Origin of the sequence: Haliscomenobacter sp. (assembly GCF_040403615.1) — a bacterium.
Classification (GTDB): Bacteria; Bacteroidota; Bacteroidia; order Chitinophagales; family Saprospiraceae; genus Haliscomenobacter.
In genome coordinates this window covers 45,824-68,136 of record NZ_JBBAKG010000033.1, presented here as the reverse complement: position 1 = coordinate 68,136, position 22,313 = coordinate 45,824, and the positions used below count along the sequence as shown (strand labels likewise).

General features: G+C 47.6%; 22 protein-coding genes. 4 read left to right on the top strand and 18 right to left on the bottom strand.

Going from position 1 to position 22,313, the window contains the following annotated elements:
* Positions 1–108 precede the first annotated feature (108 nt).
* Positions 109–369 (top strand): GIY-YIG nuclease family protein, encoded by a 261-nt coding sequence (locus ABW391_RS12740; protein WP_353482258.1) that lies wholly within the window; start codon positions 109–111, stop codon positions 367–369.
* Positions 370–380: 11 nt separating this feature from the next.
* Here ABW391_RS12740 and ABW391_RS12735 read toward each other — a convergent pair whose 3' ends face one another.
* The 3 genes from ABW391_RS12735 to ABW391_RS12725 all read right to left on the bottom strand — a co-directional run bounded on the left by ABW391_RS12735 (position 381) and on the right by ABW391_RS12725 (position 4,768).
* Complete coding sequence (locus ABW391_RS12735) at positions 381–1,388, bottom strand: AAA family ATPase (protein ID WP_353482257.1); 1,008 nt, start codon at positions 1,386–1,388, stop codon at positions 381–383.
* Positions 1,385–2,071, bottom strand: coding sequence for a nicotinamide riboside transporter PnuC (pnuC, locus tag ABW391_RS12730; RefSeq protein ID WP_353482256.1), 687 nt, complete (start codon positions 2,069–2,071; stop codon positions 1,385–1,387). The genes ABW391_RS12735 and pnuC overlap by 4 nt, the downstream gene beginning before the upstream one ends.
* A 156-nt stretch (positions 2,072–2,227) precedes the next feature.
* Positions 2,228–4,768: a zinc-dependent metalloprotease gene (locus tag ABW391_RS12725; protein WP_353482255.1), complete on the bottom strand. Its 2,541-nt coding sequence runs from the start codon at positions 4,766–4,768 to the stop codon at positions 2,228–2,230.
* A gap of 410 nt (positions 4,769–5,178) precedes the next feature.
* Here ABW391_RS12725 and ABW391_RS12720 point away from each other — a divergent pair, with 410 nt between their 5' ends.
* Positions 5,179–5,487 (top strand): GIY-YIG nuclease family protein, encoded by a 309-nt coding sequence (locus ABW391_RS12720; RefSeq protein ID WP_353482254.1) that lies wholly within the window; start codon positions 5,179–5,181, stop codon positions 5,485–5,487.
* Positions 5,488–5,895: 408 nt separating this feature from the next.
* On the opposite strand, the gene ABW391_RS12715 is transcribed toward ABW391_RS12720, so the two are convergent.
* The 5 genes from ABW391_RS12715 to panB form a co-directional block, all read right to left on the bottom strand.
* Positions 5,896–7,248 (bottom strand): PhoPQ-activated pathogenicity-related family protein, encoded by a 1,353-nt coding sequence (locus ABW391_RS12715; RefSeq protein ID WP_353482253.1) that lies wholly within the window; start codon positions 7,246–7,248, stop codon positions 5,896–5,898.
* Between the two features lie 102 nt (positions 7,249–7,350).
* On the bottom strand, positions 7,351–8,334 hold the full coding sequence (locus ABW391_RS12710; protein ID WP_353482252.1) for a dihydroorotate dehydrogenase-like protein: 984 nt from the start codon (positions 8,332–8,334) through the stop codon (positions 7,351–7,353).
* A gap of 103 nt (positions 8,335–8,437) precedes the next feature.
* Positions 8,438–9,529: a glycosyltransferase gene (locus ABW391_RS12705; protein ID WP_353482251.1), complete on the bottom strand. Its 1,092-nt coding sequence runs from the start codon at positions 9,527–9,529 to the stop codon at positions 8,438–8,440.
* 1 nt (position 9,530) lies between these two features.
* On the bottom strand, positions 9,531–10,565 hold the full coding sequence (gene mltG / locus ABW391_RS12700; RefSeq protein ID WP_353482250.1) for an endolytic transglycosylase MltG: 1,035 nt from the start codon (positions 10,563–10,565) through the stop codon (positions 9,531–9,533).
* Between the two features lie 72 nt (positions 10,566–10,637).
* Positions 10,638–11,453 carry a 3-methyl-2-oxobutanoate hydroxymethyltransferase gene (panB, locus tag ABW391_RS12695; protein WP_353482249.1) on the bottom strand — a complete coding sequence of 272 codons (816 nt, stop codon included), beginning with the start codon at positions 11,451–11,453 and terminating at the stop codon, positions 10,638–10,640.
* A gap of 414 nt (positions 11,454–11,867) precedes the next feature.
* Between panB and ABW391_RS12690 the strand changes: the two genes are divergently transcribed.
* The gene (locus ABW391_RS12690) at positions 11,868–12,854 is read left to right on the top strand and encodes a DUF4249 family protein (protein ID WP_353482248.1); all 987 of its coding nucleotides are present in this window, start codon (positions 11,868–11,870) and stop codon (positions 12,852–12,854) included.
* A gap of 48 nt (positions 12,855–12,902) precedes the next feature.
* Here the strand turns inward: ABW391_RS12690 and ABW391_RS12685 are convergent, their stop codons facing one another.
* The 5 genes from ABW391_RS12685 to ABW391_RS12665 form a co-directional block, all read right to left on the bottom strand.
* A complete protein-coding gene (locus ABW391_RS12685; protein WP_353482247.1) occupies positions 12,903–13,883 on the bottom strand; it encodes an MlaD family protein in 981 nt (326 codons plus the stop codon).
* A 3-nt stretch (positions 13,884–13,886) separates the two neighbouring features.
* The gene (locus tag ABW391_RS12680) at positions 13,887–14,666 is read right to left on the bottom strand and encodes an ABC transporter ATP-binding protein (protein WP_353482246.1); all 780 of its coding nucleotides are present in this window, start codon (positions 14,664–14,666) and stop codon (positions 13,887–13,889) included.
* A gap of 3 nt (positions 14,667–14,669) precedes the next feature.
* The gene (locus ABW391_RS12675; RefSeq protein ID WP_353482245.1) at positions 14,670–15,494 is read right to left on the bottom strand and encodes an MlaE family ABC transporter permease; all 825 of its coding nucleotides are present in this window, start codon (positions 15,492–15,494) and stop codon (positions 14,670–14,672) included.
* A gap of 94 nt (positions 15,495–15,588) precedes the next feature.
* On the bottom strand, positions 15,589–16,194 hold the full coding sequence (locus tag ABW391_RS12670; RefSeq protein ID WP_353482244.1) for an SOUL family heme-binding protein: 606 nt from the start codon (positions 16,192–16,194) through the stop codon (positions 15,589–15,591).
* A 91-nt stretch (positions 16,195–16,285) separates the two neighbouring features.
* Positions 16,286–16,477 carry a hypothetical protein gene (locus ABW391_RS12665; RefSeq protein ID WP_353482243.1) on the bottom strand — a complete coding sequence of 64 codons (192 nt, stop codon included), beginning with the start codon at positions 16,475–16,477 and terminating at the stop codon, positions 16,286–16,288.
* Between the two features lie 51 nt (positions 16,478–16,528).
* Between ABW391_RS12665 and dnaK the strand changes: the two genes are divergently transcribed.
* Positions 16,529–18,445 (top strand): molecular chaperone DnaK, encoded by a 1,917-nt coding sequence (gene dnaK / locus ABW391_RS12660; RefSeq protein ID WP_353482242.1) that lies wholly within the window; start codon positions 16,529–16,531, stop codon positions 18,443–18,445.
* Between the two features lie 266 nt (positions 18,446–18,711).
* Here dnaK and ABW391_RS12655 read toward each other — a convergent pair whose 3' ends face one another.
* The 5 genes from ABW391_RS12655 to ABW391_RS12635 form a co-directional block, all read right to left on the bottom strand.
* Positions 18,712–19,446, bottom strand: coding sequence for a polyprenol monophosphomannose synthase (locus ABW391_RS12655; protein ID WP_353482241.1), 735 nt, complete (start codon positions 19,444–19,446; stop codon positions 18,712–18,714).
* Positions 19,447–19,607: 161 nt separating this feature from the next.
* On the bottom strand, positions 19,608–20,018 hold the full coding sequence (locus ABW391_RS12650) for a 2TM domain-containing protein (RefSeq protein WP_353482240.1): 411 nt from the start codon (positions 20,016–20,018) through the stop codon (positions 19,608–19,610).
* 109 nt (positions 20,019–20,127) lie between these two features.
* Entirely contained in the window at positions 20,128–20,499 is a 372-nt protein-coding gene (locus tag ABW391_RS12645) for a 2TM domain-containing protein (protein ID WP_353482239.1), read from the bottom strand.
* Between the two features lie 87 nt (positions 20,500–20,586).
* Complete coding sequence (locus ABW391_RS12640; protein ID WP_353482238.1) at positions 20,587–21,882, bottom strand: serine hydrolase domain-containing protein; 1,296 nt, start codon at positions 21,880–21,882, stop codon at positions 20,587–20,589.
* 71 nt (positions 21,883–21,953) lie between these two features.
* On the bottom strand, positions 21,954–22,301 hold the full coding sequence (locus ABW391_RS12635) for a hypothetical protein (RefSeq protein ID WP_353482237.1): 348 nt from the start codon (positions 22,299–22,301) through the stop codon (positions 21,954–21,956).
* Between the last annotated feature and the right edge of the window lie 12 nt (positions 22,302–22,313).

The window sequence follows — 22,313 nt, the reverse complement described above, 5'->3', positions numbered from 1 at the left end:
GGTAGCGCATCCCGATTAAGATCGGGAGAGTCCAAGGTTCGAATCCTTGTGCCCCAATACAGAAAAGCCATCCTTCGGTGTGGCTCTATTTTAACTAATCTCTTCCTCATGTTTCACACCTACGTCATTCAATCGACCACATCTGGCATTTTGTACATAGGACAAACCAATAACCTACACGATCGCATCCATCGACACAATACCAATCGCAACAAATGGACCAAGAACAAAGGCCCATGGGTACTCATCTTTTCACTGGCGTTTGAATCTAGAGCAGAGGCCATGGCCTTGGAAACCAAGCTTAAATCTTTCAAAAATAGGGAGTACCTTTTGGTCTGGATTGAACAGCAAAATAATCCAACAGCTTAAATTCTGATGTTTCAAAACCCACGCCCAAAAAAATTACCGTATTTCACAAATCCCGCCAGCACCGCTTCCACTTTGGCCATTCGCACCTCCAGACTTCCACTCAAGGTAATGTAAGGAATGCGCCGCTCCTGCAAATCTGCAATGACCTGTTTTTGGAAAACCTGCCGCTTTTGGTCGCCGCTGCGGTCCCAGGTATCGTCGTAGGGAATGTCTGCGTCGCAGAGGAAAAACAGGTCGTAGCGACTGGCGTTTTCCAGCGCAATTTGGGTCAACAAGGTAGGCGCTTTGCCATGGTAATCCAGAGCGTACAGGTAGGTGGTGATGGCATTGGTATCCACAAAAAGGTAACGGTTGGCTTGCAGTACCGCCTCCTCTTCGCGCGCCAAATGGCCGATGGCAATTTCATCAAAAGCTTCGAAACTGATGCGGCGGTCAATTTGATGGGTTGTCCAATATTCGCGGCCATATTCCGGGGCAAAAGTGGTTTGGTATTTTTGTGCCAGCGCCTCGGTTAGTGTTGATTTGCCGGTAGACATGGCGCCCACAAACACCACTTTGGTGATCAAATCTTTGTACACCACATCAGACACATAATCACGGTATTGCAGGGGATTCTCCCGAATCATGGTAGCCGAAATGGGCACAGTAGCGCGGGCCTCATCCAGCCGCCGATCCAGGGCACCCAAAGCCTTGCTCACATGATCGCCGTATAATTCACTGCTGTAAAAATGGGTAATGCGCCGTCCCGCCAGCATTTGGAAGATGTATTCTTCTTGCAGGATTTCAAAAGCCCGCTCGGAGGAGTAGCCTTCCGGGCCATCCCAACATTCGATCACCGTAACTTGTGGGTACAAAGTCCGAATCCAGCCCGCGCGGATGTGCAGCGGAGTGGAGATCACCTGAGTATCGTAAATCAGCACCACCAGCTCGTCGCATTCGGCCAGGGCGGTATCAAACACGTATTGGTGGCCACGGTGCAATGGGGCGTATTTGCCAAGGGTGAGGGCGGTTTTTTTCATGAAGCTCTGCTGGTATGTTTTACCCCCCGCGTCCAATTGTAGTAGCCGTACCCCGCGTTGATCAAAAAGGCCGTCCACATCACGATCATCAGCGGCCCTTCGGGACTGCCGTGGGCGGTACGAATGCACCACAACAACACCGTAAATACATTGAGCAGGATGTACAACAACCATTGCTCGCGGAAGCGGTACACCATCAGGAAGGTGGCAAAAACGGACAATACATCAGTAATGGCGTCGATGTAGGGATTGTTTTGGCTAGGAATCAAAGACAAGCCATAGCCCAATCCCATGATGCCCAGCAGGGAGGCCACCGCGGTGAGCAGGATTTGGCGGGATTTCAGGGCCCGCATTTGCACATACCCGCCTTCCAGTTTGGGTTTCCAAAGTACATAGCCCACCACATTCATGGGCACAAAAAAGAAGAGGTTCAATCCCATTTCGCCGTACAAGCCATTTGTATAAGCCAGATAAGCGTAGCCAAACGTGTTGTACATGCCAAAAGCGTAAGTCCAAATGTTGCCTTTGGCGGCCAATACCACGCACAAGACACCGGAAAGAAACACACTGAAATCGAGAAAGGAGTTTTTCCAGAGGATGCTCAATGCTATGGCCAACGCAGAGAAACTGAGCAGCCAGGTAATTTCGAAGGCATTCCAGCCAATGGAACTGGTTTTGAACATAGGTTAGAGGGGGTGAGTTGATTTTAGATGATGGTTGGTTCATGCAGATTTCACACAGATTCTTCCGCAGATTCTCGCAGAAAAAAATCTGTGAAAATCTGCGCTTAAATCCGCGCAAAATCTGCGTGAACCATTCGAATCGAAACTCAAATCTCCTTATTTTGGATGCAACGCAGAATCAATCCGATTCGCCACATCTTCCAAATGGTAACGGCTCATTTTATCGGGTGCAGCACCAATTGCGGCCCGAATTTCGGACAACAGCGATTCCATTTGCCCACGCACAATGGAAGGCAAATCCGTCGTTTTTAAATCCACCCGACGCACGGTAAATCCATACGCCTGGCCAGGAGGTACGTACAACAAGGTAGCCGGATCTTTGGGACTCAACAGGGCAGCGACCTTTTCTACAAAAACCTTCTGCAAGTTGCGGCGGAAGATGTCGATCGGCTTTTGCGTTTTCAACTCCGACCAAATGCTCGCCCGCAAATCGGTCATCAATTCATCCGCAGTGTAGTTGCCTTCCTTGCCTGTTTCCAACAAACGCACGATGCGATCGCCAGCCAGCAAACTGTTGAGGGTCGCTTCCTGCATGGTTTTGATGCTTTCCACTCCTACATCCGGGCGGATTCTGCTGGTAATGTTGGCATCCAGCAGCCAGCTAGGCGTTTCAAACAGTTGTGTGCTCAAAAAAGCAATGGCTTCTTTTTGGCGCTCTTTGGGCACCACCTCGTACACCGCACCCGCCATATCGTAGGTTTTGGGGGTATCATAAATGCCCCCTACGTTTTTGGTCACGTGGCCCATGTAGCGGCGGAACTGACCCACCAGGTTGTTGTACAATTCTTCCAGTTCGGAATAACTTTCGCCATTTTCCTTACTCCATTCCGTCAGGTTAGGCAAAATGCGCTTGAGGTTTTTGATGCCATAATCCGATGCTTTCATCGCGTTGTCGCTCAGGTCTTCGGTTTGGTAGCGCGGATCCATTGGGCTGACCTCGGTACCGAAAGTCTGGCGGGGATTTTTGATTTTCTCCTTGGTGATCTCGTTCAGGAGTTTTTTCTCTTCCTCGTCGCTTTTGGCATCGGGGAAGTATTTGTAGCCCCATTCGATGGCCCAGATGTCGTAATCGCCGATGCGGGGGAAGAAATCGGTAACCCCATCCTCCGGTTGTGCCACGTAGTTGAAGCGGGCGTAATCCATGATGGAGGAAGTGTGGCCATTTTGGGCAACCCAGGCTTTGTCGCGCAGTTTTTCAACCGGCGTAGCCGAGCTGGCGCCCATGTTGTGGCGCAGCCCCAGGGTATGCCCCACTTCGTGTGAGGATACGAAGCGGATAAGTTGGCCCATCAGTTCGTCGTCAAAATCTTTTTTGCGGGCCCGTGGATCAGCCGCAGCCGTTTGGATCAGATACCAGTTGCGCAAGAGGCGCATGATGTTGTGGTACCAGCCGATGTGGCTTTCCAGGATTTCACCCGAACGCGGATCGCTCACATTGGGGCCATAGGCGTTTTGGATGTCGGCAGCAAAATAGCGCACTACCGAAAACCGGGCGTCTTCGAGGCTCATCGTGGTGTCTTGCTCTGGCCAGTATTCGCCACGAATGGCGTTTTTCCAACCTGCTTTTTCATAGGCTTTTTGCCAATCGTCTACTCCGGCTTTGATGTATTTGCGCCATTTGACAGGCGTAGCGGGGTCGATGTAGTACACGATGGGTTTGGCAGGCTCAATCAATTCACCTTTTTTCTGGCGGGCGGCATCGGCGGCGTTTTTGGGCTCCAGGCGCCAGCGTACCGCAAACACTTCTTCGTCCGACTTTTGTGATTCTTCCTCAAAAGTGCCGTAACTGCTTGAAAAATAGCCTACCCGGGCGTCAAAGAAGCGCTTGCGCATCGGCTTTTTGGGCAGTATGATCATGGAGGTGTTGAACTCCATGGTGACCACGCCCGCATCCAGACCAGCTGGCAGGTAAATGCCCGGACTAGGGATTGGCGATGGCGTGAGTGGCGGCGACTGTGTGCCAAAGGTTTTGACCGTGCGGATTTCCGTATTGATCGGGTAGCTGCGGATGCTCTGGATATAGGAACGATCGGCCTTGAAATCGGAGATTTTGTACAACTGCTTCAGGAATGGACTCAGGGAAAACACCTGATTGTCGCCCTTGAACAGATCCGTCACCTCGATGAGGATGGAGGTATCTTTGCGGATGGACTTGACGTCGAAGGCCGCAATAATCGGATCGACACTGGAGTTTTTCACCGCCTTGAAAATGGGCTTAGTGCTGTCCGGACTGGCAATGATGTAGCTGATAGAGCGCAGGAAGACCTTGTTGTCGGGGCCTTTTTCCCAGGCAATCACCTGGCGATTCACCTCTTCGCCGCCAAAAATGCCCCCGCCAGCGGCAGTTTTGGTGTAGCGGGTCACCGCCATGATCTCGCGGTTGAACACCGAATCGGGAATCTCAAAATACCACTTGTCTTCTACTTTGTGGACATTGACCAGACCCTTGCTGCTCTTGGCTTTGGCCGTAATGACCTCCTTGAAGGGCTTGGGTTCATTTTTCGGGGGGTCTTTTTTCTCTGCTCCGGCCGCAGGAGGCGTAGCGGGAACATCTGGTTTTTTGTCTTGCGCACGGCTGATGTTGGCCGCCAACAGCAGGAGGAAGCAAAGTAGTACCTGTCGGGTAAAATTGTTCATTTTTAACGTTTGGTTCGATGAATAAATAACACAGAAAAATTAGCTTCCCGCTCAAAAAAATCGGGAAGTAAGTGATTTGCGTCATGCTAAATGGCTAGAGAAATGAAGATAGGGATGTTTTGGAAATAAACAAGGCAGGGTCGAAATAATTATTGGTGGGCTTGGTAGCGCTGGGATATTCTTGTATATTGAGGATGATGGTTTAGGTTTTAGATAGGTGGGAAGCGCGCTTCGGCTGCGCTCAGCGACCGCGCGTTTTGATCGCGAGACCTAGACCTCGCGTTGAGCGATAGTTTGCCACACAGCGCAAAGTCTAGAACCACCATAGCAATGCACGCGGTCGCTGAGCGCAGTCGCGCTTCGGCTTCGCTCAGCGACCAGTCGCTACACCTAAAATAAAGAATACCCTGATGAAAGGATACCTGTACATCCTGAAATGTTCCAACGGCTGTTTCTATACCGGAAGTACCGTTGATTTGGAGCGCAGACTCGCTCAACATCAAGCTGGAGAAGGGGCGAATTACACCAAAAAGCATTTGCCTGTAGAGTTGGTCTATTTTGAAGAATATGCCCGAATTGACGAGGCTTTTTTTCGGGAAAAACATGTGCAAGGTTGGAGCAGAGCTAAAAAAGAAGCGTTGATCGCAGGGCAGGTGGATCAATTGCATGTTTTAGCGAAATGTAAGAATAGTAGTCATTTTTTGAAGGGGAAAGAGTAGTGGGAGGCGCGCTTCGGCTGCGCTCAGCGACCGCGTGTTTTGTTATTGAGGTTTTAGATTTGTGGGAGGCGGCGCTTCGGCTACGCTCAGCGACCGCGTGACATGATAGTAGGCTTTTGGACCTCGCGTTGAACGTACCAGAAGCGCACGTTTAGCAAAATCTAAAACCTCAATAACAAAACACGCGGTCGCTGAGCGCAGCCGAAGCGCGCTTCCCACAAAATCTAAAACCGCCATAGCAATGCACGCGGTCGCTGAGCGCAGCCGAAGCGCCGCTTCGCAAAGCCTAGAATAGTACTGGCATATCACGCGGTCGCTGAGCGCAGCCGAAGCGCCGCTTCGCAAAGCCTAGAATAGTACTGGCATATCACGCGGTCGCTGAGCGTAGCCGAAGCGCCGAAGCGCCCCTCACAACACCTTCTCCCCATCCGTCACAAACACTCGGGTGCTCGTGGTATAGGTGCCTCCATTCGGGGCGTTGTACTTCAAATCCAGGTAAAACGCCTGAAAGCCTTTTTGGGGGAAAGACAAAGCTGCTTTTACCGAGGGCAAACTATTCAATTTGATGTTTCTGCTCAGCCATAAGTTGTTGCGAAAATCCCGGTCTGCGGAGGTGGTGAACCACAAAGTGGCTTCCACCAAATCGGTGGTGGGGGCATTGACCGACAACGTTACGCCTTCTTTGGCAGCGTTCACCGACCAGCTGGCCAAGGGATATTCCTTATTTTGAATGGTGGTGCCAAAAAAAGCGCTCAAGGCTTCGAAAGCTTGCCGGCCACCGCCGAGGTTGTGGCCAACGTTGGGATCGTAATGGATCAGGTTTTTGCCTGGAATTTGATCGTAATAATGTTTGATGGCGTCTACGGTCCAGTATTCGTCATTGGTACCGATGAATATCATTTTGGGGACGGTCAACTTGTTGCGGTACGAGTACGGATCAATCATGGCCGTGATGGCTTTGCCATCTTCGGTATCGGTACTTTGCGGGATACCCAATTTGACATAATCTTCGATTTGATCGCTGTATTCGCCGTAGGTTTGAAACTGATAATTGAGCGTGGCGGGCATGTTGAGCATATCGATGACCATTGGTGCAATCGCTTTAACCCTTTTGTCGTCAATGGCTGCCGAAAGCCAGGTGGTCCAGCCCCGTTTGGACGCGCCGGTTACTACAAAACTGTTGACGGCAAGGTTGAATTTCTGCTTGCTGAATTCCTGCACTGCGTCCATCGCTTTTACTGCCGATTTCACCATCGGAAATAGCAGTGGCCAGGTGTAGTCTTTGTCTTTTTTGAACTGGTGCAAAGTGTAGGAAATCAGGGCGTCTTCAGTCAGATCACCATACAAAGGCTGATTGGGCACTTGTCTGATCAAGGCCACAATTCCCTTGTTTTTATTGGCAAGGGTGGCCAATGGGATCCATAAGTCGTCAGATTTGGTCCAATTGGGTTGTTCCTCTTTGTTGGAGCCTCCGGTGATGAACAAGAGGGCGCCGTCGTATTTGGTTTCCTGTGGCACAAAAACGGTCAGTTGGTGGCGCCAGGTGTATTGCCGCCATTTTTGGGAGGTCAGCAGCAACTGATACACTTTTACGCCGCCTAGCGTACTAGAGTCTTTCAACTCCCAGCGGTAGGTCTTGTCGTTGTTGGTGATGTAATTTTTGAGCGCCGTTTGTGGCGTGATGGATTGCGCAAAGCTGCCCACAACGGTAGTGAGGCAGATGGCCAAAATCTGGCAAGTGTTTTTAAGACAGAAGTTCATCTTGGACGGAAATTTTGTTCAATGATAGTGATTAATTGGATAAATAATTGAGCAAATGTTCACTATTTCAGATCAATATTCAAATTCCTCCCAATAGAGCCGCTACCCCTTTTTCAAAATCCTGATGTAATTGGCGCGTCCGTATACTTCAGGATCACTTACCTGGGCTTGATTCATCAGCCCTTTGAAATCGGCAATGGATTGAAAGTCTTTGCTCGACATCCAGTTGCGCAGGTCCTGATGTATGGTTTCCAGATAGCCGATGCCGTTTTTGTACAGCGCAGAGGCAACCATGGCTACATCGGCTCCAGCCAGGAGGTATTTGATGGCTTCATTGGCACCTTGCACCCCGGTACTCCCAGCAAGGGACAGGTCCAGTTTTCCAGACAGCAGGGAGATCCACAACAGGGGCAGCCGAATTTCTGCGGCATTGCTGTATTGCAGGTTTTGTAAAACGGCTAAGGAGTTGATGTCAAAATCAGGTTGGTAAAAACGGTTGAACAGTACCAGTGCATCTGCTCCGGCTTTCTGCATTTTTAGCGCAGTATTGCCGATGGCGGTGAAATAGGGACTGAGCTTTACCGCCAAGGGAATGCTGATGTTTTTTTTGACCGTGCTGACGATTTCGAGGTAGCGCTTTTCTACCGATCCTCCGGTCAGGTGGAGGTCGGTTGGGATGTAATAAATGTTGATTTCCAGCGCATCTGCACCTGCTTGCTCCATTTGGCGGGCGTAGTCGATCCAGCCTTCAGGCGTGACGCCATTCAAACTACCGATGATGGGAATATTGACCCGTTCTTTGATTCTGCGTAGGTTTTCCAGGTATTCTTCGGTACTGGAGCCGTACTCCTCCATTTCGGGTAGGTTTCCAAGCTCACCAAAAGCATTTCGATTGGGACGAATGATGCCATTGAAACAGTCTTGTTCGGCCTGGATTTGCTCTTCAAAAAGGGAAAATAGCACCACTGCTCCTGCGCCAGAATCCTCCATGAGCAGGATATTGTCCATCTCTTCCGACAGGGTACAGGCGGAAACAACAATTGGAGAACGCAATTTCAAGCCCATGTAGGTCGCATCGAGATTCATGCTCGCTTGTTTTATAGAAATACTTTGTAATCTGTGCAAGTTTGGCCTTTAGCTTTTCACCCAAAATGATGGAAATCACTTTTTTTACTAATATAAAACACCATCACTTTGCATACAATGTTTTCAACCGTTCCTGCTCTTTTTCCCAACACCAGTCCTGGGCAGCTTCGCGGCATTCGTTTTGCAAATTTTGGTACAATTCTTCATCAGACAACAACCTTTGGATGGCGGCTACCAGCGCGTCAACTTCCAATTGAGGAAGCAAATAAAAAACCGGATGCTCAGCTTGTAATGCCAGGTATTCCGGGAAATTCATTTGAATAGAAGGAACTGCGGACTGGATGTAGTCAAAAGCTTTGTTGGCCAGGGAGTAATAATAACTTTGGCCCCGATTTTCCAATAAATTGAGGCCAATATATGCTTTATTCGTGATGTTTCGCAATTCAGAGGGAGGAATATATCCCAAAAATTTCACTTTTGTTTCCAATTGTAAATCTTTAGCCTGTTGCCGCAAAGAAACCGATAAGTCGCCTTCTCCAGCCAGCCAGAGTTCGGCGCCCTCGATGTGTTGCATGGCGGCAATGGCCGTTTCAAGCCCACGGCCTACATTGAGTACCCCCTGGTAAAGGATAATGGGCAATTCATTGGAAGTTGCCGGAGTAGAAACAGCAAGATTGACCGCAATAGGTACGTTGCGAATGACCTGAAAAGGGATGCCGTAGCGGTTTTGAAAAATCTGTGCAAGGGCAGGGCCAACCGTGTAAGCCGCATCTACCCGGGGGATGGCAAACCTGGCTACCGCCTCCCAAATGCTTTTGGTAAATGGCCGATCCACCACTTCGGGTACTTCGGTGAAGTACTCATGGGCATCGTAAAAACACCTTTTGCCTTTGAGGCGGGCCACCAGCAAATTGGGCAAGAGGGTATCCAGGTCAATGCCTGTGTACACCTCGAAAGTACGCCAGAGCAAGCACCAGAACAGACGGAGGTTGTATTCGAGGTAAAACAATTTGCCGTGTTCAAACCAGCAAAACAACCTGATCTGTTGATAATTTGCGCTGGTCAACTCTAGTGAAGATCGACGCAACCTGCCCACCAGCGTTACCTCATGGCCAGTTTCTGCCAAAGTAGCACAAATGCGCTGCATCCGCTGGTCGTACACCAGATCATTGGTAACCGTGAAAACCAGTCGCATCCTAGCGAAGCCCCCGGGCTTCCAGGTTTTTTACGTAAGTGCGCACATTGCCCAAGTGTTGGTCATAGGTCTCTGCAAAAGCGTGCCTGCCTGAACCATCACCTTTTGCACAAAAGTAAGTGTAGTTGTTTTTGTCGAAATTCAGTACGGCATCAATGCTGGAGATAGAAGCCATGGCAATGGGGCCAGGTGGTAATCCGGCATACATGTAAGTATTGAACGGCGAATCAAAAGAAGTATGGTAATTGGTGACCCGCTTGGTCGTGAAATCGCGGGTAGCGAACACCACGGTCGGATCGGCTTGCAGGCGCATACCAATTTTGATTCGGTTGAGGTAGGTTCCTGCTATGATGGGTTTTTCATCGTCGCTGAGGGTCTCTTTTTCCACAATGGAGGCCATGGTATATACTTCTTCAGGTGTCATGCCCATGGCTTTGGCTTTGGCCAGTCGGTCTTTTTGCTTCCAAAAGTTTTTGTGCTCCAGCAGCATGCGTTCCATGAAGCTTTCCGGACTCAGGTTCCAGTATACTTCGTAGGTGTTGGGAATGAAAACCGACATCAGGTTGTCGCGGTTGTAACCAATCTTGCTCAGGTAGGTTTCATCAAAAAACAGGGCTTTCAAGCTGGTTGAATCCGGCTCGATGAAGCGCGATACTTTTTCTGCCACTTCTTCCAGGGTGCGCTCGGTAGTCAGGATGACCTTGACGGGAGCCTGCTCACCACTACGCAATTGGCGAATCAGGTGAAAAATCGTCCAACCTGGCTCAATTTTATAGCGCCCGCTGCGCATGGGGTCTTGTTTGTAGCCCATTTGATTGGCAACATTGCGAAAAATATTTTCTTTTTTGACCACCCCTTCTTTTTTGAGCAGGGCTACGACTTCGTCAAAAGTGGAATTGCTGGGAATTTTTACAGAATAGTCGTCGCCAATGCTTGGGGGTACTTCCGCTCCTCCCAGGATGAAACGATAACCGGCATAAGCGCCAATCAGCAACAACAACAGCACGATGAGCAGTGTGCGGGCTTGGATTTTCATGGTTTTTGATGAACTGTTTATGGTGTTTAAAAGTAGCTAAGTAGTGGGTAAAAATAAGCGTTTCATTTGGGTTTAATATTGCTCCTGATCGTTGGGGAAATCACTGGCTTTTACATCCTTGACGTAATGCTCTACTGCTCCTTTGATGGTGTCGTACAAATCGGCGTACCGCCGCAAAAAGCGGGGAGAAAATTCTTTGTTGATGCCCAACATATCGTGCGTAACCAATACCTGACCATCGCAGTCTTGCCCTGCTCCAATGCCAATGGTGGGAATGAACAGGCTTTCGCTGACTTTTTTGGCCAAATGAGCCGGGATTTTTTCCAAAACCATCCCAAAACAACCCAATTCCTGCAATAATTTGGCGTCTTCTTCCAACTGAACGGCTTCGGCATCCTCTTTGGCGCGTACAGCATACGTTCCAAACTTGTAGATCGATTGCGGGATCAACCCCAAGTGTCCCATTACCGGAATGCCTGCCGAGAGGATGCGGCGAATGGAGTCTGCTACCTGTGCGCCACCTTCCAGTTTGACGGCGTGCGCACCCGATTCTTTCATGATGCGGATGGCCGATTCCAGCGCCAGTTTGGAATTGCCCTGGTAGCTGCCAAAAGGAAGATCCACCACCACCAAGGCCCGGCTGACTGCTCGTACAACCGCCGAAGCGTGGTCTATCATTTGATCCAAGGTGATCGGCAGGGTAGTTTCATGACCATGAATGACATTTGAGGCGGAATCACCCACCAAAATGATGTCAATTCCTCCCGCATCGATGATTCCCGCCAGGGAAAAATCGTAAGCGGTGAGCATCGCGATTTTCTCGCCTTTGGCCTTCATCGCCTGCAAAACGTGAGTCGTGATGCGTTTAACCTCTCTGTTGACGGACATGCTGAAGCTTTGAAAATTTGAGGGGCAAATATAGGGAAACCATTTTCAATATCCAATAATCAATATCCAATGTCCAATTTCCAGGTTGGTAGCGCTGTATTTGTGATTTTTAATCAGGGGTCGGTTTAAACTCAAATAAAAAAGCCTGTTTCCTCACAAACTCAAACTTATGTCGTTGACATTGCACTACCGTATTGGACATTGGACATTGATTATTGGATATTGGACATTGAACGAGAGTTTTGTTACTTTTGGCACGCTTTAGTCTGACGCAAAAAATTACTTCCCGATTTTTTCAGAGGCTTTTGCATAGGAAGCTCACTTGAAGTGAACCGTTCGACTCCCTATTCAAAACCCAAAATCGGGAAGTTAATTTTTCTGCGTAGTCAAATAAACGAAAAACTGAGCTATTTTATGCGTTTCATCCCAGCTTTGGCCTTATTGTGTTGTTTTGCCTGTACCACAGATTTTGACTTGGAAGGAGATTTTGAAGACCTCCCGGTAATCTATGCCTTCATCAACCGGCAGGACACTGCCCATTACGTCCGGGTAGAGCGCTCCTTTTTGACAGGCGGCGCCGATGCCACCCAATTGGCGCAAGACCCCGAAAAAATTTATTACCCCAGCGCCAAAGTAGAGCTGGAAAAAATAGGTACGACCACCCAGAAATTCACGCTTAGTAGGGTGGATGGCAACAAGGAAGGTTACCCACGCGTGGATGGGCCTTTTGCTAAAGCGCCAAATTACCTCTATAAAATCAAGGCCAATCTGCTCAATCTCAAGGGTGGAGAAACGCTTCGTGTGGTCGTCACGCCTAGCGAAAACCGCGGCAAGGTGAGCGCCGAAACAACAGTGTTGACCGACTTGCAATCCCTTGATCGACCAGCTAGCCCGGTTACCATGGTGGATTACAGCCGCAGCATCACTTTTGCCTGGAATGCACCAACCAGCGCGCGGTTGTTCGATTTGCGCTTGCGCATCCACTACCGGGAATCCACTACGGGCAACAATTTTGAAAACAAAACGCTGGACTGGACGGTCATCAAAGACCTGGAACGTACGGACGAAGAGCTGCGGGTAGCTCATACCATTACTGGCCAGCAGTTTTATACCTTTCTGGCCAATAACATCGATGGCACCGTCAATCGCCGCCGCATTTTTGATGGGTTTGATGTACTGGTTACCGCAGGAGGCAAGGAAATGGCCGATTTGCTGCGCATTAGTCGAGCTAATTTGGGCATCACCAGTTCGCAGGTGACTCCCCAATACAGTAACGTAGCCGGTGGGGTAGGGGTGTTCTCTTCCCGAGCTACGTTGCTGCGCACTGGACTGCAATTGAGTGGGCCTTCCAGTGATTCACTGAGATTGGGGCGGTTTACAAAACGACTAGGATTTCAGTAGACTTTAAAAAATTAGGCGGCTACTTCATGCAATAAAACCTGGTTAACTTTATTGCTTTGACAAAGAGTCCAGCTTGGCCTTTTTTGCTTTCTTTTTAAAAAAGCCACGGAGCAAAAAATTGTGTTGCACTGCTTCAAGGTCTTCTGCCAATTTTTCCGATCCGCCCTCTAAATTTTTGATGATTGCTTTCATCTGCGTACCCGCTTCCTGGTTTTGGGTCAAAACCCCCAAGGGTGTACCCGGATTAGTGCCCATTTCTTTGAGTTTTGCAATAAACACCCTGGCCGTATCTGCTATATGTTGCAACTGCACAACGGTCGTTTTTACCGAACTAAACACGAGGGTATCGCTGGTTAAATCGTTGGCGAGGGTTCCTTTTTTGTTCAGCCCTGCGCTGAAGTGCACCAAAGAGTTGATCAACTGGTCTGCTTTGATGGCGGTATTTTGCAGCGATGCGGTGGTTGCATTGATGTTGTTGTACACGGCATCGTTTTTCAACAGTTTCCCAATGCTTCCTTCTCCGGCGGCCAGGTTTTTGCTGATGGATTTAAAATCAGTGGTAATGGCCAACACGTTTTTATTGTTTTCCTGCAGCATATTGAGTACATCCTCAGAAGAAAAAGTTTTTTCAACCTCCAGGGTATCTCCTTCCTGAACCGCTCCGGATTTTGGTGTACCGCCATAAATCACCAGAATTTTTTTGCCAATTAACCCATCTGCACTTATTTTTACTTTGGCATTTTTGCGAATGTACTGTTGATGTTTAATGTCGATTTTTATGCTCACCGCCACCTGTGATTTTCCAAAAAAATTCAAACTGCTTACCGTCCCAATTTTCACCCCTGAAAACCAGATGTTGTTGCCTTTTTCCAAGCCATTTACATCGTCAAAAATGGAAAAAATTTCTATTTTTTGCTTAAACGTATCGTGTATATTGCCAACCATGAAAATGCCTAGAACCAGCAGTATCAATCCAGCCAAAACAAAAAGGCCAACAATTACCGTATGTTTAGTGTGTGATTCGTTCATGATTTATTGAATGAAATTGTAATTAAAAAAACCTTTTACTTGTTCGTCATCGACCTTAAACATTTCTGCGAATTTTCCAATTTGAGAGAATTTGCCTTCTTCCAACATCGCAATCCGCTTACAGGTATTTTTTGCACAAGTCAAATCATGGGTGATGATGATCGAACTCGTATTGTATTTTTGTTGCACATCGTTGATCAGTTTGTTGATTTCAGCACTGGTGATGGGGTCTAAGCCCGAGGTAGGCTCGTCGTAGAGCATGATTTCAGGTTTAAGGATGAGGGTTCGGGCAATACCAATTCTTTTGCGTTGTCCGCCGGACAAATCAGCAGGCATTTCTGCTATTTTTTCCAATAAACCTACGGCTTGCAGTGCCTCCTCTACGGCTGCATCAATGTCTGGCTTTTTGAGGTTTTTCACATTCATGGTCAATGGGAAAGCGAGGTTTTGGTACACACTCATGCTGTCGTAAAGCGCGCTGCTTTGAAAAGAAAACCCGATCCGTTTGCGCAGGGTATCCAATTCTTCATGGTTCAATTTGTTGACTTGCTGTCCCAATACCGTTATTTCGCCTTTATCGGGCTTCAACAAACCCACGATCATTTTGATCAAAACCGATTTGCCGGAACCAGATTTACCCAGTACCGCAATATTCTCCCCTTTAAAAACCGTCAAATCAATGCCCTTCAGTACCCCAATATCTGCAAATGATTTGTGCAGGTCTTTGATGACAATGACCTCCTCCTGTTCGTTTTCCTGTTTTTTCAATTCGTCTTTTTCCATGATTTAGTAAAACCGAATCCAATTGGATAGCTGAACAATGATAATTTCTTCCACAAAAACCAGGAACATGGACAGCACTACCGTTTCATTGGCGGCTTTACCCACTCCATGGGTTCCTTTGGTGGCATTGAATCCTTTGTAGCACCCGATGATGCCAATGGTAAATCCAAAAAGAGTAGCTTTGGCCAATGCGGCAAATAGATCAACGAACGTAACGCTCGAAAATGCATCTTGAAAAAAAGTGATGGAACTTGTCGTTTCTTCGCTGTGAACGTTGAAATAAGAACCCATCAGCCCAATAAATATGCAGTACGCCGCCAGCAAGGGAATCATCGTGGTTGCGGCTACGATTCGTGTGACCGCCAGGTATTTGAATGGATTGATGGCGGATACTTCCATGGCTTCAATTTGCTCAGTAACTTTCATGGAACTGAGCTCGGCCCCGATGCTTGATCCCACTTTCCCGGCACAAATCAAGGCGGTAAGTATCGGCCCCAAGGCCCTGATAATCGCAATACCAATCAGGTTTGGCAACCAGGATGCTGCCCCAAAATTTTCCAATGAAGGCCGCGATTGCTTGGTAAATACGATGCCAATAATGAATCCTGTAACCGTAATCAGAGGCAGCGATTTAACGCCAATTTCATAAGACTGAGCAATGATGGCGCGCAGATGAAATGGAGGAATAAAAACCTCTCTGAAAAAGCGAGTTACAAATTTATAGGCATGGTAAACGTCGATGAAATACAGATCGATGTTTTTGGAAAATACATATTTGTGGTTGTCAGTGTGGTTGTTCTTTTTTAGCATTTCTAAGTCTTTATTCATACCTTAATGCTTCTATCGGGCTCAGTACGGCGGCTTTCCTGGCTGGATACCATCCAAAGAAAAGGCGGCTACTTTCAAATGATTGGTTTCTTTTTCATCGTTCCTTTTGATCCCATTCCACATTTACGATGATTTCATTTTTGCGACCCAGTAGTTGAAAAGGAGGGTTGTAGCCCAGCATGCGGAAGCTTCCGTAATGGGCAATTGATGCTACCTTTAGTGCCCGTTCCAACTTGCGGGTATTTATTTTGACGTCCTCTTCAGTGGCAAAACCGCCAAATGCAACTGCGGCCACGTATTCATCAGTTGTGGTTTCGAGCATGACTTCTGCATTGATGGGTTTGGGCAAATTTTCTTGAAGGTATTTGGAGGGCATCACAAAACTCATGGACGAGTTGTAATCGTTGATGTCCATGTGTACGGGTGAGGTCATGGCAATGTGCAATTTGCTTTCGTTTCCACCGAAGATGTATTTGGCCAGTTTTCCAAATCCGGAACTGCCCAATTCCTGGTACGTTTTTGCCGTGGAATTGATAGTAGCCATAACGACAGCGGGATAATGGCGAATTTCAAATAACTTGCCTTTAAAGACCACACGATAGTTTTGGGTTTCCGAATTATAGGAAGCCAGCAGCAGATACAATTGAAAAAGCAGCAATGAGGCAAGTAAAAGAACGCTGATGATTAAAACTATTTTCATGATGCGGGGTAAATGAATTTTCACAATGCCACAAAGATGAGTACTTTCAGCAAGGGATGTGTTACACAATTGTGGGGAATTGTTGTAGAATTCACAGGTAGGTTTCTGCTTTCCCTTTTATGTCATTTTGACCTGCATTAGTGTCCGAAATACTGCTTTTGTCCGATTTTTTTATGGATTTCATTTTCTTCTGCCCAAATGTCAGTTCCTTCATGCCACCTTCTCCTTTGGCACATCCCTTGCTGTTCAAAGCTCGTAAACCAGAATTTTTGAGTTCAATCAAGCAAAAAAGTGCAAGAATGAGCTCTTCATAAACATCATAAAGTACACAAACATGGGAAAAATTATCGGAATCGACCTTGGTACCACTAACTCTTGTGTGGCGGTAATGGAAGGAAATGAACCGGTGGTAATTCCGAACGACGAAGGTCGGCGCACCACGCCATCCGTTGTAGGTTTCCAAGACAACGGTGAACGCAAAATCGGTGATCCTGCCAAACGTCAAGCCATTACGAACCCCAAGCGCACCATTGCCTCCATCAAGCGCTTCATGGGTCGTCGCCCTTCGGAAGTACAAGGTGAAATCAGCCGCATGGCCTATACCATTGTCAAAGGTGACAATGACACCGTTCGGGTAGACATCGACGGTCGCATGTATACGCCCCAGGAGATCTCTGCAATGATCTTGCAGAAAATGAAAAAAATTGCCGAGGATTACCTTGGTCAGGAAGTTACCGAAGCAGTGGTTACGGTACCTGCCTACTTCAACGACTCTCAGCGCCAGGCTACCAAAGAAGCAGGTGAAATTGCTGGTTTGAAAATCAGCCGCATCATCAACGAGCCTACGGCTGCCGCTTTGGCATATGGCCTCGACAAGCGCAACAAAGACATGACCATCGCGGTTTACGACCTCGGTGGTGGTACTTTCGATATCTCCATCCTCGAAATGGGTGAAGGCTTGTTTGAAGTAAAATCCACCAATGGGGATACCCACTTGGGTGGTGACGACTTCGATGGTGTGATCATCGATTGGTTGGCTGAAATGTTCAAACAGCAAGAAAACATCGATTTGCGCAAAGACCCGATGGCGTTGCAACGCTTGAAGGACGCTGCTGAAAAAGCCAAAATCGATTTGTCTTCTACCACTGAAACCGATATTACCCTGCCCTACATCACGGCAGTTGACGGTGTGCCCAAGCACTTGACCACCAAATTGACGCGTGCTCAGTTTGAGAAAATGGTCGATACGCTCGTACAACGTTCATTGGAGCCTTGCCGCAAAGCATTGCAAGACGCAGGTTTAACCAAGAATGACATCGACGAAGTTATCCTTGTAGGTGGTTCTACCCGTATCCCACGCATCCAACAGGCGGTTGAAGACTTTTTTGGTAAAAAACCAAACAAAGGTGTAAACCCGGATGAAGTTGTGGCAATTGGTGCATCTATCCAGGGCGGTGTATTGAGCGGCGACGTGAAAGACGTATTGTTGCTCGATGTTACTCCGCTGTCTTTGGGTATCGAAACCATGGGCAACATGTACGACGTAGTGATCGAGTCCAATACCACGATTCCTACCAAGAAATCTAAAGTATACTCTACTGCGTCTGACAATCAGCCAACGGTAGAAATCCATATCCTGCAAGGTGAGCGCCCGATGGCGAAAGACAACCGTACGGTTGGTCGATTCATCCTCGATGGCATTCCACCAGCCCCTCGTGGTGTACCTCAGGTGGAAGTGATTTTTGACATCGACGCCAACGGTATCTTGAGCGTAACTGCAAAAGACAAAGGCACTGGCAAAGAGCAAAGCGTACGCATCGAAGCTTCTACTGGTCTTGACCAAAAAGAAATCGAACGCATGCGCGCTGAAGCAGCTGCCAACGCAGATTCTGACCGCCAGGCTCTAGACCGTGCCCAAAAGCTGAACACGGCGGATGGCTTGATTTTCAATACTGAAAAGCAAATCAAAGAGTACGGCGACAAAATTCCTGCTGACAAAAAAGCAGACATTGAGTCGGCCCTCAACGAATTGCGCGAGTCCTACAAAGCACAGGATCTGGATGCCATCGATGCCGCTTCCAACAAACTGAATACCGCCTGGCAGGCAGCTAGCCAGGATTTGTATCAGGCAAGCAACGAAGCTGGTGCCGATGATACTGCACCAAACGCAGGATCAGCTGGCGGAAACGGGAGCAGCAACGGCGCAGAAGATGTGACCGATGTAGAATACGAAGAAGTAGACAAAAAATAGGTAAGGGCGACCCTACGTGGTCGCCACACTAGTAAGGGCGACCCTACGTGGTCGCCCCTACCATAAACGACAAATGCGCCCAAAAGGCGCATTTGTCGTTTATGGTAAAAAAAAACATGCGGAGTGTATGTAATCCGAATCAAAAAGGCAATTGTACGATTGATTCTTTTATGGGCAACTGCAGTTGCCTACTTCTGGGCAACTGCAGTTGCCTACTTCTGGGCAACTGCAGTTGCCTACTCAGGGACAACCACATAGGGTTGTCGCTACGGTTTGCGGTAACTTTGGAAAAAACTCCGCCATCTCATCTGAAAAACACCCCAAATCGCTTCCTGAATAATATTGCTCGACATTTTGGACACCCCTGCCACCCGATCCACAAACGTGATCGGCACTTCAACTATCTTGAAACCCAACTGATGCGTGGCATATTTCATTTCGATTTGAAAAGCATAGCCTACAAAGCGAATTTTGTTCAAGTCGATGCTAGCCAGCACTTTGCTTCGGTAACAAATGAATCCTGCCGTAGGGTCTTTTACCATCATCAAGGTCATTAGGCGAACATACAAGGATGCACCATACGACAACACAATGCGATCCCAAGACCAATTGCTGACCTTGCCTCCCTGGGTATACCGAGAGCCCACTGCCAAATCTGCTCCACCTGCCGCACAAGCCTCGTACAAGCGGATTAAATCTTTTGGATTGTGCGAAAAATCGGCATCCATCTCAAAGATATAGTCGTAATTGTTTGCCAAACCCCAATTAAAGCCCGCGATGTAGGCTGTACCCAAGCCTAATTTACCTGCCCGTTCGAGCAAATGCAAACGACCAGGATATACCAATTGCAGGTTTTTGACAATTTGTGCTGTACCGTCAGGCGAACCGTCATCAACGATCAACACGTGGAAAGGATGAGCAAGTGAAAAAACGGTGTTGAGCATGCGCTCAATGTTTTCCAGCTCATTGTAGGTAGGAATAATGACCAAACTATCTGACAAAACCGTGAATTTGGGTGATGAACATGTCTTTTGAAATTGCTTTGAATGCCAAACAAGTACAATGCAGCATCCAAAAAAATCGGCAGCAAAGATAGTGTGAAAAAAAATTAAGCAGGAGTAAAAAAACACCTTCCGTCATGAAAAAACACGCTGAAAAGTATTCAAACCAATTCGCTGTCGTCCCAGGAATCGCGCTTGCGTTTTTCCAGTTCTTTCAATTCCAACGGTTTTTCTTCCTTTTGCTCAGGCTTGGAGGTGTTCATCCCTCTTTTTTCCAGTTTGTTCAATTCGGCCTGGATTTGTTTTTCTTCCCATTCCGGGGTCATTTCTTCAATCAAACCAGGAATGCCAAAAATTTTGACGTAATGCATGGCCAAACCTACACCCCATCCCAACATCGGCCATAAAAACCACCAATAAGTGGGATTGCTCAAATAGTTGATCAGGTAGAAAAAAACACTCATCACCACATAGGTGGAGAGGTGGCTGTAAAACTTTTTCTTTTCTTCCACTCTTCTCCTAGCAATATCGTAAGGCGTAAGTGGCTCCAAGTTTTTTTTATTTCGTCCCATAAATTATTAGATAGGTTGCGTACACGGGTATTTTGTAATTCATACCGTAGTAGGCGGTACGAGTACAAATTTACACAGTTCGAACGAAACCCTTGCCAAAAATAACGAATTACACCAAGTCTTTATCCGACCAATTTGGTTTTTTGACAATGGGTTCTTGCACTTCTTCATCCAACACTTCTTCAGGCTCATTTTTTTGGTCGTTGGGCCACCCGAACACAGAGAAGTAATGCATCACTACCCCAGCCCCCCAAAAGAAAGCGATGGGATAAAAACTAAAAATATTGCCGTGGTTTTTAAAAAGAAAGAACCCCATAATGGTCAGATACCAGGTGAGGTGTCTGTAAAACTTGGCTTGTGGCGATTGTTGCATGCGCTTGTAGCGCTGAAATTCTTTCCACTCTTTTTTATTCCTTGGGCCGCCTTCAAAAAAATCAGCGCTTTCGCGATACCTTTCTTTATAACGTGATTGTCCGCACATGATGGATAGATTTTGCCCAAAATTGCCCTCCCTTTTGGGCAAAACCTATTTTTATAGACGAGCTTCCTGGAATGATCGTTTAAGTGATTAATCAACCTCGGTTAACAGCACAACTCTTTCTACGCCGAATGCTGATTTTACAAAATAGACGCCAGTAGGCAAAGTATGTACATCCAATCCCTGATTCAATTGCTGAAGTTCAAATCGGGATACAACGCGCCCTTGAAGGTTCACCAACAGCGCTGGCCCTTGCTTGTCCGTTCGGGCATACAGGCGCCCACTAAATGCTGGATTGGGAAATACCCTTATTCGTTCTTGTGGGACAATCGCTTTTGTACTGGTGCTCACATTCAGCGCTTCGCGTATGGCATCCACCAGTTGGAATGTAAAGGGAGTAGTAATGGTCGAAATGGAAGACATAAACACGACGCCCGTAACTCCCCGGACTCTATCAACCCAAAAATAAGTACCGAAAGCACCCGCACCACTGATCTGTTCTTGGTACTTGGTACTGGGATTGTAGATATCCTGCCAGGTACCAATGCCATAATAGATAATCGGGGCGCGGTAAGGATTGTTGTTTTGGGGATTATCCGGATATGGGGAGGCCAATTGTGGCGCTTTATTGGTTTGATCTTTCCAAAGCTCTTCCATCACATTGGCACCAATCAATTGCTTGCCCTTAAATTTTCCTTTGTTGAGGATGAATTCGGCCAGGATCATAATGTCTTTTGGCGAAGTACATATACCACCAGCAATGCGTGGGTTGCTTGGACTGGAGAGGCAAAAGTCTGTCTTGCTTAACCCCAGGGGCCTGCCCAAGTACTCATTGAAAGCCTGGTTCCAGGATTTGCCCGTCACCACTTCTGCAACCCTTCCGGCCACTTGCATCGAGATTCCCCCGTATGCAAAAGCTTTCCCTGGCTTGTAAGCAAAAGGCACGGTTTCGGCAATTGAATTGGCTACTTCTTCCAGCGTCTTGGTTTTGCTGGTTAGAAAATCGGCAGTTTCATCTCCAGGAAAACCGCTGGAGTGGGAGAACAATTGCCGAATGGTAGGACTTCCCTTGCCGTAACGGGTAAAAATGGGCAAGTGCTTGCCGAGCGTATCATCCAGGCTCAACAACCCTTTGTCTACCAAAGCAAGTATCAAAATTCCACTGAAAGTTTTGCTCACCGAAGCTACCGCCGCAACCGACACCGAATCATAGCCACCGATACTGCGGTAGTAAATCGGCTTGCCTTGCTGCTGAACCATTACGCATACTTTGTTGCGGTATACAGGCAAGTTCTTTTGGAGTACGGCGTCGACTTGACTGAAATTCTGGCCAAAAGCCGCCATTGTGGTGAATAGAAAGACGAATAAAAAAGTATAAGATTTCATAAGAAGGCTTTTCCCTTGGACTGAGAAAAGCCTTCCTGGTTTAGCTGCAATTAAAAATTAAGTAAAAAAACTCAACGTGCGGTGATCTGCTTGCAGGAATAACCCAACAAACCAAAAATTCCCCCGATCAATCCCCCCAATACTGCCGTAACCAATACCATTTGAATGGCTCCCAGGCCACCCAATAAGGTGCCCATCTTGCCCGCGAGTAATCCCGCATTGGCCGCATTTTGCATTTGTGCCGGTACACCCCATACCAGTGCCAAAACCAGAAATGCAATAGAAAAGGCCCGCAGGTTGTTTTTGGCCAGAAAACCAAAAATAGCAGCCGGAATGGCGACGCTCCACCAGGGCAAAAACATCGGCACCAGCCAATAAGCAACGGCTAGTGCCAGTATCAAAAGCATGTTTTTAAGCATGATGATTGTTGT